At 51.1% G+C, this 13220-nt stretch carries 12 protein-coding genes and 1 pseudogene; 5 read left to right on the forward strand and 8 right to left on the reverse strand.

The features are described 5' to 3' along the window. Nucleotides 1-676: 676 nt before the first annotated feature. Both asd and rsmD read right to left on the reverse strand, forming a co-directional pair. Complete coding sequence (asd, locus tag ACRC27_RS08480; RefSeq protein WP_438630488.1) at nt 677-1789, reverse strand: aspartate-semialdehyde dehydrogenase; 1113 nt, start codon at nt 1787-1789, stop codon at nt 677-679. A gap of 377 nt (nt 1790-2166) precedes the next feature. Further along, on the reverse strand, nt 2167-2826 hold the full coding sequence (rsmD, locus tag ACRC27_RS08485; RefSeq protein WP_438639680.1) for a 16S rRNA (guanine(966)-N(2))-methyltransferase: 660 nt from the start codon (nt 2824-2826) through the stop codon (nt 2167-2169). An 83-nt stretch (nt 2827-2909) separates the two neighbouring features. Between rsmD and ftsY the strand changes: the two genes are divergently transcribed. From ftsY to rpoH, 4 genes are all read left to right on the forward strand, one after another. After that, on the forward strand, nt 2910-4589 hold the full coding sequence (gene ftsY / locus ACRC27_RS08490) for a signal recognition particle-docking protein FtsY (protein WP_438639681.1): 1680 nt from the start codon (nt 2910-2912) through the stop codon (nt 4587-4589). A gap of 3 nt (nt 4590-4592) precedes the next feature. Next, nucleotides 4593-5270, forward strand: a complete 678-nt coding sequence (ftsE, locus tag ACRC27_RS08495; protein ID WP_438623828.1) for a cell division ATP-binding protein FtsE — start codon at nt 4593-4595, stop codon at nt 5268-5270. After that, nucleotides 5263-6234 (forward strand): permease-like cell division protein FtsX, encoded by a 972-nt coding sequence (ftsX, locus tag ACRC27_RS08500; RefSeq protein ID WP_438639682.1) that lies wholly within the window; start codon nt 5263-5265, stop codon nt 6232-6234. The genes ftsE and ftsX overlap by 8 nt, the downstream gene beginning before the upstream one ends. Nucleotides 6235-6824: 590 nt before the next feature. After that, the gene (gene rpoH / locus ACRC27_RS08505) at nt 6825-7673 is read left to right on the forward strand and encodes an RNA polymerase sigma factor RpoH (protein ID WP_438623869.1); all 849 of its coding nucleotides are present in this window, start codon (nt 6825-6827) and stop codon (nt 7671-7673) included. A 155-nt stretch (nt 7674-7828) separates the two neighbouring features. Here rpoH and glpG read toward each other — a convergent pair whose 3' ends face one another. Then, a complete protein-coding gene (gene glpG, locus ACRC27_RS08510) occupies nt 7829-8674 on the reverse strand; it encodes a rhomboid family intramembrane serine protease GlpG (protein WP_438629514.1) in 846 nt (281 codons plus the stop codon). 112 nt (nt 8675-8786) lie between these two features. Then, a complete protein-coding gene (gene glpE / locus ACRC27_RS08515) occupies nt 8787-9107 on the reverse strand; it encodes a thiosulfate sulfurtransferase GlpE (RefSeq protein WP_438623825.1) in 321 nt (106 codons plus the stop codon). Nucleotides 9108-9427: 320 nt separating this feature from the next. Between glpE and ACRC27_RS08520 the strand changes: the two genes are divergently transcribed. After that, complete coding sequence (locus ACRC27_RS08520) at nt 9428-10177, forward strand: YoaK family protein (protein ID WP_438623824.1); 750 nt, start codon at nt 9428-9430, stop codon at nt 10175-10177. Here the strand turns inward: ACRC27_RS08520 and ACRC27_RS08525 are convergent. The 4 genes and pseudogenes from ACRC27_RS08525 to ACRC27_RS08540 all read right to left on the reverse strand — a co-directional run. Next, the gene (locus tag ACRC27_RS08525; RefSeq protein ID WP_438623823.1) at nt 10174-10875 is read right to left on the reverse strand and encodes an ATP-binding cassette domain-containing protein; all 702 of its coding nucleotides are present in this window, start codon (nt 10873-10875) and stop codon (nt 10174-10176) included. The genes ACRC27_RS08520 and ACRC27_RS08525 overlap by 4 nt on opposite strands. 65 nt (nt 10876-10940) lie before the next feature. After that, a complete protein-coding gene (livG, locus tag ACRC27_RS08530) occupies nt 10941-11705 on the reverse strand; it encodes a high-affinity branched-chain amino acid ABC transporter ATP-binding protein LivG (RefSeq protein ID WP_438629520.1) in 765 nt (254 codons plus the stop codon). Between the two features lie 47 nt (nt 11706-11752). Then, nucleotides 11753-13108: a high-affinity branched-chain amino acid ABC transporter permease LivM gene (locus tag ACRC27_RS08535; protein ID WP_438639683.1), complete on the reverse strand. Its 1356-nt coding sequence runs from the start codon at nt 13106-13108 to the stop codon at nt 11753-11755. Then, nucleotides 13105-13220: pseudogene (locus ACRC27_RS08540) on the reverse strand (High-affinity branched-chain amino acid transporter permease LivH); the annotation flags it as partial. The gene ACRC27_RS08535 and the pseudogene ACRC27_RS08540, both read right to left, overlap by 4 nt.

The following is a 13220-nucleotide window of genomic DNA, read 5'->3' on the forward strand; positions in this document are numbered from 1 at the left end:
GGGGCATTTTGATCGTAGAACAGCGTCGCGCTGAACGCACTACCGCGCGCATGACCAAAAAAGGGGGTGGCGAGCGTCCCTTTAAAATCAAGGCTTGCAGCGAAAACCGGTGTAAACAGGTTTAGGCTGTAAAGCATCAGTGCGGTTACGGCGGCCTGCCACGGTATTTGCATGGGTTTATTTCTCATTGTTCAGGGTCAGAGGCGGGGTGATGCTGTTGTTATCAGGTCTGATTTATTCAGGTCTGTTGTGTGCAATGACCGTCAAGTCCGGTGGACTTTTCCCACAATGAATAACCGTTATTGCCACTCTTCATTGTGATGTTTATTGCACAGTTAGCCATTATGATGCTCACCCTCTTTGTCAGTGTAACAAAGCCACGGGGTATGCACCGAGGAAACCGCCCGTAACGTTAGCCTGCTCTCAAATTGATGATGTTAATGAAATGTTTTCAATCATTGGGGCGGAGGTGATCGATTTTTTGCCAAAAAGAGGAGCGTTATCCCCCAATACAGGCGCTTTTAAGGCAATTTATATACGGCATGTGCATAAGTCTGCACTGTTTCTCTCTGGTATATTGAGCAGTGGTAAGCTGATGATCTGCCGCGCGTAATGCCGTGAGGGATCACGCGCGACAAATATTTATGTATCTATGTGGCCGTATACGTTAAAAGCATCAAGCCGTCAGCAATACTCGAAGCATACGGCGCAGCGGCTCTGCTGCACCCCACAATAGCTGATCACCCACGGTGAAGGCCGACAAATACTCTGGCCCCATGTTCAGCTTGCGCAGGCGACCGACCGGTACAGACAGCGTGCCAGTAACGCGCGCGGGGGTCAGCTCCTGCATGGTGATCTCACGCTGATTGGGGATCACGCTGACCCAATCATTATGGGTCGCCAGCATTTGCTCAATGCTCTCAAGGCTGACATCTTGCTTTAATTTCAGGGTAAATGCCTGACTGTGGCAACGCAGCGCGCCGACGCGAACACACAAGCCATCAACTGGGATAGGCTTACCGTCAATACCCAGAATTTTGTTGGTTTCCGCCTGACCTTTCCACTCTTCACGGCTTTGACCGTTATCGAGTTGCTTGTCAATCCACGGGATCAAGCTGCCAGCCAGCGGTACACCGAAATTATCCACCGGCAGTGTGCCGCTGCGGGTTTTCGCAGTGACTTTGCGCTCAATCTCTAAAATTGCCGATGCCGGATCGGCTAACTCTGCGGCCACCTCATGCTGCAACATCCCCATCTGTGTCAGCAGCTCACGCATATGGCGTGCACCGCCTCCAGACGCGGCCTGATAGGTCGCGGCCGAGACCCACTCGACCAAATTGTTGGCAAACAATCCACCGATAGCCATCAGCATCAGGCTGACGGTACAGTTACCGCCGACGAAAGTTTTTATCCCGTTATCTAACCCTTTATGGATCACGTGCTGGTTAACGGGGTCAAGAATGATAATGGCATCATCATTCATGCGCAGCGTGGATGCTGCATCAATCCAGTAACCCTGCCAGCCGCTGGCGCGCAATGTTGGGTAGATCTCGCTGGTGTAATCGCCGCCCTGACAGGTAATAATAATATCCAGTGCTTTTAGTGCGTCGATATCATACGCATCTTGCAACAGACCTTGCTTCCCTGCGACAACCGGCGCGGCTTGGCCCGCCTGTGAGGTCGTAAAAAAGACAGGGTTAATCTGAGCAAAATCATGCTCTTCCTGCATACGCTGCATCAGCACAGAACCCACCATGCCACGCCATCCAACAAGCCCTACATTTTTCATCACGCGTTCATCCTAAGCTGAGTGAGTGAAAGCCTGAGCGTAAAACCCAACCCTGAATCATCGGCGTGCAATGCGCGAGCACCCATAAAAAAGGTGAGGTATACCCTCAAATTAAGAAAATCTAAGTCAGAACATCAACGCCAATCAATGTCTTGGCAACCAGCCGTACCCCATCTGCCTGCAATAGAAACCTGCTGACTGCCGTTAACCCTACTCTTCTCACCTTACTGATTGAGCGCGCAGGCGCAAGCCCTGAAAAGGGAATTTTGCGCGCTTCAATGAATAATACAAAAAAATCGCGATCAGCCCGGTTTTTCTGACTGTTTTATCGCCATTACTAGAGATAAAACACTGTATTACGGGAAGGAAAAGATCGCTTAATCAGCCCCGTTTATCTCTGAACCGTGGGTATCCGTACTGCTTTTATCATCCATTTCAGACTCATTTTCATCAGCGCAGCGGATATACAAACGGTACGCCACTTGTCCGGCAACCTTTTCACGGTGCAGTTGCCAGCTATCTGGCACGGCAAGATGGCCAGCATCGACCTCCGCTTCCACATAAATGTACGCCCCTGCAGCCAGCCAGTGATTATGCTCAAGATACTGGCAACAGGTGGTCAGCATATCGCGCCGAAATGGGGGGTCAATAAACACCACATCAAAGGGTTTACCGTTTTTATTCAGATAGTTAAGTGTATCAGTGTGTACCACCTCGGCCCGGGTGCTGCCCAGATCGCGGACATTTTTTTGCAGTGTATCTGCCACGTGGCGTTCAAATTCAAGCAACACAACATGGTCAGCATAGCGCGACAGCGCCTCTAGCCCGAGCGCACCGCTGCCAGCAAAACAGTCTAAACAGCGTGCGCCGTGCAGTACCGGTGCTAGCCAGTTAAACAGCGTTTCACGCACCCGATCGGTGGTTGGGCGTAAACCGGGGCTGTCGGGTACCGGCAATTTGCGCCCGCGCCATTGACCGCTGATAATCCGGATCTGACCGGAAGATTTTTTCGCCATACTAGGAGATCGTTTAGCCATACAATTTTTCGACCGCAAGGAAAGTGGTAAACTCTACAGTTCATTAAAGATGACATTCTAATTGCGCAGGGTCGTATTGCGAAATGACTAAAGAAAAGAAACGTGGATTTTGGTCTTGGTTGGGGTTAGGGCGCAAAGAAGCCGAGCCTGAAACGCCGTCTGCAGAAGCAGAAACGCCGCAGGCTGATGCTAGCCATACCGAGACAAATACGGATATCACACCCGTTATTGATGCCATCTCCCCGTCGGCTGCCAAGCCTGCCGATGAGCCTGTCCCTGCGCCGGAAATGGCCGTCGAGCTGTCAGCTGAACCTGCCGCAGAGAGTGCGGTTGTTGAGCCTGAGCCAGTGGCTGAAATAGTTGAGCCTGTTTTAGCGCTTGCGCCAGAACCTGTGCCAACAGCAGAGTTGGAACTCGAGCTGGAAAAAGAGCCAGAGCCTGTGCCAACAGCAGAGCTGGAACTCGAGCTGGAAAAAGAGCCAGAACAAAAGCCGGAATATTTGCAGGATGCAGAGCCTGTCGCCGCGCCATTGGCTGAACATATCGTAGAGATTGCTGCCGTTGAGCCTGAACCGGTGGCTGAAATGGTTGAGCCTGTTTTAGCGCTTGCGCCTGAACCTGTGCCAACAGCAGATCTGGAACTCGAGCTGGAAAAAGAGCCAGAACCTGTCTCTGAGCTGGCTTCTGAATCTGCTTCTGAACCACAGCCGCAGACTGTGGTCGAAGAGAGCGCAGAGGTTGCCGAAGTTATTGATACTGCTGATTCTGTTATCGCTGAAACGGCAGATGAAGAACATCTTAACGACGATGACATTCAGCCGGAAGTACAAGATCGCCCGACAAAAGAGGGCTTCTTTGCTCGCTTAAAACGCAGCCTTCTGAAAACCAAACAGAATATCGGTACCGGATTTTTCAGCCTATTTCGTGGCAAAAAAATTGATGATGAGCTGTTTGAAGAGCTGGAAGAGCAACTGCTGATTGCCGATGTGGGGGTTAACACCACCAGTAAAATCATCGATAAACTGACCCAGCATGCCAGCCGTAAACAGCTACGTGATGCAGAGGCGCTGTACGGTCTTCTGAAAGAGGAGATGGCCGAGATCCTCGCGCCGGTTGAAGCGCCGCTCAATGTTGAGGGCCAAAGCCCGTATGTCATTTTGATGGTTGGCGTGAACGGTGTGGGTAAAACCACCACCATCGGTAAACTGGCTCGCCAGTTCCAAGCTGAAGGCAAAAGCGTGATGCTCGCTGCCGGTGATACCTTCCGTGCTGCCGCCGTAGAGCAGCTACAGGTTTGGGGTCAGCGCAACAAGATCCCAGTGATTGCCCAGCATACCGGTGCAGATTCTGCCTCGGTGATTTATGACGCTATTCAGGCTGCCAAAGCCCGCAAAGTGGACGTACTGATTGCCGACACCGCAGGGCGTTTGCAAAACAAGAGCCACCTGATGGAAGAGCTGAAAAAAATCGTACGGGTCATGAAAAAGATTGATGAAAACGCCCCGCACGAAATTATGCTGACACTCGATGCCGGTACCGGCCAGAACGCCATCAGTCAGGCCAAACTGTTTCAAGAAGCGGTCGGGTTAACCGGTATTACACTGACTAAACTCGACGGTACAGCCAAAGGCGGCGTGATCTTTGCCATCGCTGATCAGTTTAGCATTCCGATTCGTTATATCGGTGTTGGAGAGGGCATTGATGATTTGCGCCCGTTCCACGCCAAAGACTTTATTGAGGCACTTTTTGCCCGTGAGGAGTAAAAAATGATCCGTTTCCAGCAGGTCAGCAAAGCCTATCTGGGCGGCCGTCAGGCATTGCAGGGGGTCTCTTTTCACCTGCATGCCGGCGAAATGGCCTTTCTAACCGGCCACTCAGGGGCGGGGAAAAGTACGTTATTAAAGCTGATCTGCGGGATTGAGCGGCCAAGTGATGGCCAGATCTGGTTTGACGGGCACGACATATCACGGTTGAAAACCCGTGAAGTGCCGTTTTTGCGTCGCCATATCGGGATGATCTTTCAAGATCACCGCTTATTGATGGATCGCACCGTGTACGAAAACGTGGCGTTGCCGCTGGTGATCACCGGCAACACTGCCGATGATATTAAGCGCCGCGTCAGCGCGGCACTGGATAAAGTCGGGCTGCTGGACAAAGCGCGCTGTCTGCCCGTTCAGCTTTCTGGTGGCGAGCAGCAGCGGGTAGGCATTGCCCGTGCGGTGGTAAACAAGCCGGCACTGCTGCTGGCCGATGAACCAACCGGTAATCTTGATGATGCGCTGTCGGGCAGCATTTTACGCTTGTTTGAAGAGTTTAACCGTGTGGGTGTCACCGTATTGATGGCTACACACGATACTCAACTGATCGCCAGCAAGTCATATCCGGTGCTAACCCTTGAGCAGGGGCGGATCAGCGCACACAGAAAGGAGTCTGACCGTGGCTAAAGGCGTAAGTAAAAAGAGCCGTCCGGAGAAACTGCGTGCTACCCGTGCACGCGGCGGATTACGCGAACAGTGGCGGCATGCATGGCACAACTGCTTGCAAGATATTTTGCTACAACCGGTTGCCACATTGCTGACCGTGATCGTCATCGCTATCGCGCTGACCTTACCCGGAGTGTGCTATCTCGGCTGGAAGAACGCCTCATTAGCGGCTGACCAGTGGTATCCAGAGCCGGAAATCACCGTGTACTTGCAAAAATCGCTGACTGACCCGCAGGCACAGGCGTTGGCCGACTCAATTCGCGCTATTCCCGGTGCCAGTAAGTTGACCTACCTGTCGCGGAGTGACAGCTTAAACGAATTCCGCCAATGGTCAGGGTTTAGTGATGCACTTGATATGCTAAACGATAACCCGCTGCCGGCAGTGATCATTGTTCGCCCGCAAGGGGAATTCTCACACGGTACAGCACTGGCCGGTTTGCGCGATGTACTGGCTGCGGAAAAAGGGGTCAGTGAGGCCAAACTGGATAACACGTGGCTCGACCGACTGACCGCCTTGACCGAACTGGTGGCACAGGCTGCGCTGATTCTGGCAACCCTGATGCTGTGTGCGGTATTCCTGATTATCGGTAACAGCGTGCGGCTGAATATCTTTAACCGCCGTGACAGCATTGAGGTGATGAAGCTGATTGGTGCAACAGATGGCTTTATCCTGCGCCCGTTTTTGTATGGTGGTGCGCTGCTGGGGCTGTCAGGTGGCCTGTTGGCATGGCTGCTGAATGCCGTTATTGCATGGCGATTGCAAATTCAGGTCAATTCGGTAATGCAGGTGTTTGGCACACAGTTTACCCTGCATGGGTTTGGGATGGATGAGGTGCTAATTATGCTGATTGTTTCCACTATGATTGGCTGGAGTGCTGCATGGCTGGCAACGGCGCGCCATCTGCGTGATTTTTTGCCCCATTAATTTGCCCTAAGATCTATTTAATTACACGCTCTGCTTTATGACATTATTTGCATCTGTTCCATTGTATTAATGGAGCAGATGCAGAGTGTCTGAGGGATATAATGAGAGTGCGCGGTGGTAGCGATACACGCTTTATTATTCATGATGACTGGCTCTGTTTTCCTCTCTGGCATTATTTCGCCAATCTGTTTGGTTTATATTCCCTGTATATAGATTAAGTTAACGATGATTTCCGCTGATTGAGTACACAGATCAGATAAATCGTTATTTTCTGCGATAGTGACTCTTTTTATTTCATATAAATAAAATATCAATGCCCCATAAACCCGATATACATTAAGACATGGTGTGCATTTGTGTGTGCGCTTGTCACTGAACTATTGCACGCGATGATAGTCAATAAAGTGGTATCGTATTGATATCGTACTCTTTACCTGATTTTGTGCGGTATCACCCAGACATACCTGATACAATTGGTTAATATTCGCCCTTTTCCCCTGAGGGAAATTGGGCTAGATTAGCCACAGTTTTGTTACTCCTGTTTTTTCGATATACGACCAAAACGTGAGGATTTAATGACGCAACAAGATATGCAATCTATGACTTTTTTAGTGCCGCAAGGCAGTCTGGAAAGTTATATCCGTAATGCTAATGCTTTCCCAATGCTAACGGCAGAGGAAGAGAAAGAGCTGGCCGAGCGGTTGCATTATCAGGGTGATATTCATGCAGCTAAGCGGCTGATTTTGTCACATCTGCGCTTTGTGATTCATGTTGCGCGTAATTATGCCGGATACGGTTTACCGCAGGCCGATTTGATTCAAGAAGGTAACATTGGTCTGATGAAAGCGGTGCGCCGTTTTAATCCGGAAGTGGGTGTGCGCTTGGTTTCGTTTGCCGTGCACTGGATCAAAGCGGAAATTCACGAATACGTGCTGCGTAACTGGCGGATCGTGAAAGTGGCTACCACCAAAGCTCAGCGTAAGTTGTTCTTTAATTTGCGCAAAACTAAACAGCGGTTGGGTTGGTTCAACCTTGATGAAGTGGATATGGTAGCCAAAGAGCTGGGTGTCAGTGCGGAAGATGTCCGTGAAATGGAATCTCGCATGTCGGCGCAGGATATGGCGTTTGATTTAGGGCCGGAAGATGAAGCGCGCGAAACACCGCAAGCTCCGGTGCTGTTTTTAGAAGATAAATCATCTGATTTTGCTAACGGCATTGAAGAGGATAACTGGGAATCTCATGCTGCAGATCAGCTGTCAGATGCCATGAATATGCTTGATGAGCGTAGCCAGCACATTGTACGTGCTCGCTGGCTTGATGAACCGAAAGCGACCTTGCAAGAGCTGGCTGATCACTATCAGGTTTCAGCCGAGCGTATCCGCCAGTTAGAAAAAAATGCGCTGAAAAAGCTCAAAGGGGCGATTGAGGTTGAAGCATAACCTCGGTTAAAACGTCACCGGGGTTAAAGGGGAGAACCGCGAAGGTTTAACCCACATACACACAGGCGCACGCAGCATGGCTGCATTTAGCATGTATCACAAATCATGCATCATAAATATTGGTGCGCCTGCGTGTACATTATCGGTATAACAGATTAGCGGTGTGTGGCCGATGGTGTATGGCGCGTATCCCACAGTGCCAGCAGTGCACCGGTGATAAGGCCAATCAGGTGTGCGGTATTGGCTATTGATAAACCAAACAAATCAAACCAACCAAACACCAGCCAGACGAGCATAAAGCCCGCTAATGGTCGGGGAATTGCTACCCCACGCTCGGGCGCTCGCTCGCCACAGATCAGTAAATATCCTACCAACGCATACACCACGCCGGATAACCCGCCAAAATAAATACCGCTCACCCATGCTTGTCCAATTCCGGAAAACAGTGCTGAGAATAAAAACAACTGGATGAGTTTGGGTGAACCGAGTTTTTTCTCTAATGGCCCGCCCAGATCCCACCACCAGAGCAGGTTAAAGCTGATGTGTAAAATCGAAAAATGCAAAAAGGCGTGAGTAAACAGCCGCCACAGTTGCCAACTCTGTTCGGCATTTTGCGGAAAACCCAGCCAGCTAAATAGCGCGTTTTCGCCGATAAATAGGCTTAATACGTAGACCAGAACACAGACTGCCATAATTGCCAGTGTAAACGGGCCTGCGCCTACTTTGAGTGCCTGTAAATAGGAAAAATGGCCATATTGAAACTGTTTGGCGGTGGCGGTATCTGCCCGCTGCCAGCTGGCATCTTGATATTTGGCCGCATCGGGTTGCTCTAAAAAATCAGCCAATGCTTGCTGGGCAAGCTCGGTATGCTGTTCATCATGCAAATAGAGTACATAGCCGTTGGCCTCCGGCTGCATACTGACGGTAACCTGTCGGGTCGCCATATAATCGATATAGGCTTGCGCAAGGCGCGGGTTGGGTAGGCTCATCAAACGCAACATGGCGGGTTCTCACAAAAGTTGTCGTGATATTAGTGACTACTTTACCCCGCCCGTGTTTACCCTGCTACTGCCCCCGCAGGATTACTGCCGGTTTTCCGCTTTCATGATGCTTTCATGATGGTTCAACAGCGGGGTACGCACGTTGCCATGCCTCAAAGCCACCATTTAGGCTATACACTTCATCAAACCCCTGATTAATCAAGTACTGGGCTGCACCCTGACTGCTGTTGCCGTGATAGCAGATGACAATAACCGGCGTGGAAAAATCAGTTTGCTGCATAAACTCCACCAGTGACTGGTTAGTCAGATGAAAAGCATTGCTGATATGGCCAGCCTGAAAACTTTGTGGATCACGGATATCAACCAGCACGGCTTTGCCGTGATCGAGCTTGGTCTTGGCATCACTGACCGAGATAAATTGAAACTGTTCCATGAGTTAAACACCTGATCGCGGGAAAGAGGGCTATTGTACTGGATAAGGGATAAAAACAGACCCGACAAACAGTGCGGGCTCTCATGTTTGATTACAAGTTTTAACCCCTGCACATATGAAAAACGGTACTGTAGTCACTGTTTAGGGTTATCCGAGCGGATAGCCTAAATATACGCTGTTGTTTGATGCCGTGCTGGACTGCTGTGATAGTGGCCGCGCGCGGTTTTATGCTATCGGTTGCCTGTTTTCCTTCCCATATTGTAGATAACATCATTGCGGTTTGCAGACTGCGGGATGATGTGGAGTATTGAGGTACTTCTATGGATTTCCCCCATAAAGAGCCCTTTTTGTTAGAACCTGTGATGCTGTCATGGGTTGGTGGTTTTATTGATACAATCGGTTTTCTGGGGTTGGGCGGTCTGTTTATGTCCAGCATCATTCAAAACCTGATTGTGGCCGGATCATCTGCGCCAATCACCCTGACGTTTGCACTGCTCAGTGTGGCCTTTTTTGTTTTTGCGATGGCGCTGGTGACATACAGTTTTACCCGTAACAGCCGCCACAGTATTTTCTACAAAGCGCGCTGGTATGTGGCCGAAAGTGTGCTGCTGCTGTTGTGTATGGCATTTGGCAGCCGCCTCGATGCCTCGGGTATGCTCAATGAGTTTTTACTGGGGCTGACCGCGCTGTGTGGGGTGGGGGCAATGGGTATTCACGCGGCCATTTCACGTTTGTTGCTGCGTAACCGCATTGGTACGGCTACGGCAACCGGCAACCTGATTCAGCTGACGATTCGTCTAACCGAGTATCTTGCTGATTGTGGTACGCAACCGGATGATCTGCGCGCTGCCGAGCGAAAACTGCTGATCAGCCTGTTTTGGTCGGTAGTCAGTTTTGTTGTGGGTATTGCAGTTGCTGTTTACAGTTTTGAGCAAGACCAGTTTTTAGCACTGATCCTGCCCTGTGCATTGATGCTGTTTTTAAGCTACAAAGAGTACACCTTTGCCCACTTAAACCGTCACCGTTCTGACACTGATACTGCGGTAAACGGCGATCAGGAGTCGCGTTAAGCGCCTAGATAGGCCTCGCACACTGCCGGATTTGCCAGCAATTCAGCTCCACTACCGGCGAGCACGAGATGACCATTTTCCAGAACATAACCACGATCTGATAGCTTAAGCGCTTGATGTGCGTTTTGTTCCACCAGAAAAATGGTCATTCCTTCATCGCGCAGCTGGGCAATAATGCTAAAAATTTGCTGGATGATGATCGGAGCAAGGCCGAGTGATGGCTCATCTAAAAATAGCAGACGGGGGCGCGACATCAGTGCGCGGCCAATGGCCAGCATCTGCTGCTCTCCACCCGACATCGTTCCCGCACGCTGAGTTTTTCGCTCTGACAGGCGCGGAAACAGGTCGTAGACATGCGCCATGATCCGCTGATATTGGGCTTTCTCGGTGAAAAAGCCGCCCATCGCAAGGTTCTCCTCCACCGTCAGGCGTGAAAAAACGCGTCGGCCTTCTGGCACAATGGCGACCTCTTTACGCATAATTTGTGCCGTTGGCAGGCGGGTAATATCGTGCCCGTTGAGAATAATTTGCCCGCTGCTGGCTTGTGGATCACCACAAATCGCCCCCAATAACGTGGTTTTTCCCGCACCATTGGCACCAATTAAGCTGACAATTTCACCCTGACCAATCTGCATATTGATATTGTGCAGCGCCTGAATCTTGCCGTAGTGGGCACAAACATTGTGCAGCTCAAGCATACAACCTCCCTGTTTTGATTCTTATTTTGACGGTTGCCTACAGCAAACGTGTTGAGCCAATGCGCTCATGCTTCACCTAAATACGCACGAATAACATCTGGATGTTGGCGAATTTGCTCCGGTGTACCACTGGCCAGAGGTGTGCCCTGATTGACTACGTAAATACGATCAGAGATGCCCATAACCAGCTTCATATCGTGCTCAATCAGCAGTATTGAGACGCCGTAATGAGCGCGTAAGTCCATAATGAGGTTGTTGAGTGCCTCGGTCTCTTTCGGGTTCAGACCGGCCGCCGGTTCATCGAGCATCAAAATTTTCGGTTGTGTCACCATGCAACGGGCAATTTCCAGCAGACGTTGCTGCCCGTAAGCCAGATTTCCGGCGGTACGGTTGGCATGCGCTGACAAGCCAATTTTCTCTAGCCAGTAGGCCGCCTGCTCTAACGCCCGTGCTTCGGCCTGACGAAAATGAGCGGTTTTCAGCAAACCAGAGAACAGATTGGTATTGAGATGACGGTGCTGGGCAACCAGCAGATTTTCGACCGCCGTCATCTCTTTAAACAGCCGCACATGTTGGAAAGTCCGGACGATGCCCAGCCGAGCAATCTGATGGCCGGCCAGATGCTGGGTCGGTTTTCCCTGAAATAAAATTTGCCCACCACTTGGGCGATAAAATCCGGTCAGGCAGTTGAATACCGTGGTTTTCCCTGCACCGTTCGGACCAATCACCGAGATAATTTCACCGGTATTGACCTCTAATGCCACCTTATTGACGGCCAGCAAGCCGCCAAAACGCATCGTCAGATTGCTGACTTGTAGTAGTGCTGACATGGTGGCCTCCGTGGGTGCTGTTGCTGCCTGATTGAGTGTGTGCTGATTCATTGCCCCAACTCCGTTGCTGCCGTTGAAGGCGCGCTGTGAGGGGGCTGTTTGGATTTTTGTTTATCTGCCGACGTTTTCAGTGTCAGGTGTGGGCGCTGCATCGGCAGCAGGCCTTGTGGCCGCCACAGCATCATCAATACCATCATCAACCCGAACAGCAGCATCCGGTACTCATTAAATTCACGTGCCAGTTCTGGCAGAACCGTCATCACGATAGCGGCCAAAATAATGCCGACTTGTGACCCCATCCCGCCAAGCACCACAATCGCCAGAATAATGGCCGACTCAATAAAGGTGAACGATTCAGGGCTGATAAAGCCCTGCCGTGCGGCGAAAAAGCTGCCAGCAAATCCGGCAAAGGTTGCGCCAATGGTAAAGGCGGTGAGTTTGATGATAGTGGGGTTGAGGCCCAGTGAACGGCAGGCAATTTCATCTTCACGCAACGCTTCCCACGCTCGGCCAAGCGGCATCCGCAGTAGGCGGTAGATCACCAGCAGGGTGATAAAAACCAGTGCCAGTGCCATCAGATACAGGAAAATCACTTTGTTATCGCCGCTGTAGGGCAGGCCAAAAAAGTGGTGGAATGTATCCCAGCCCCCCTCCTTCACGGTACGGTTGAACTCAAGACCAAACAGAGTGGGTTTGGGGATCTGGCTGATCCCGTTTGGCCCACCGGTTAAGTTGGTCTGGTTGAGCAGTAAAATGCGGATAATTTCGCCAAAACCTAAGGTGACAATGGCTAAATAGTCACCACGTAGGCGCAGTACCGGAAAGCCGAGTAGAAAACCAAACAGACCGGCCATCATGCCCGCCAGCGGTAGCGCTTGCCAAAAACTGAAACCCAAATAGCTGTTGAGCAGGGCGTAGGTGTATGCGCCGACTGCATAAAACCCGACATAGCCCAGATCCAGCAGCCCTGCCAGCCCGACCACTACATTCAGCCCCAGCCCAAGCATCACATAAATCAGGGTTAAGGTGGCAATATCGACAGCCCCACGTGAGGCGATGAACGGAAACAGCAGCGCGGCAACCACAGCCAGCGTGACCATTGCCCGACGAGCAGGGGGTGTCTGCATCTGTTGCGGCAAGGCCAGCCGAGCGGATGACGATGTGCCGCTTGCCGGTAGGCGCGCTGCAATGCCAAGCACGGCACGGGTGAGCGCAGGGCGCAGTAATTGCACAATAAACAGCAGCAGTGCGCCACCAAAAATCAGCGTCAGATGCCCGTCAGACGCGCCGCTGACAACCAGTTGTGATCCTTCCGAGGTCAGGCGTAACCCCATCAACATAAAGGTCAGTACGATTAACATGCCGGCACAAAATAGCGCATGGGTGAAGCTCTGCTTATTCATACTTTTTCCACCTCAGGTCGGCCTAAGATCCCCGTTGGCATAAACAGCAGCACGCCAATCAGCAGCGCAAATGACATAATGTCTTTGTACTCAGAGCTGATATAACCGGCGG

Origin of the sequence: Plesiomonas sp. (genome assembly GCF_051650925.1) — a bacterium.
In the GTDB taxonomy this organism is placed as follows: Bacteria; Pseudomonadota; Gammaproteobacteria; order Enterobacterales; family CAMTGL01; genus Plesiomonas.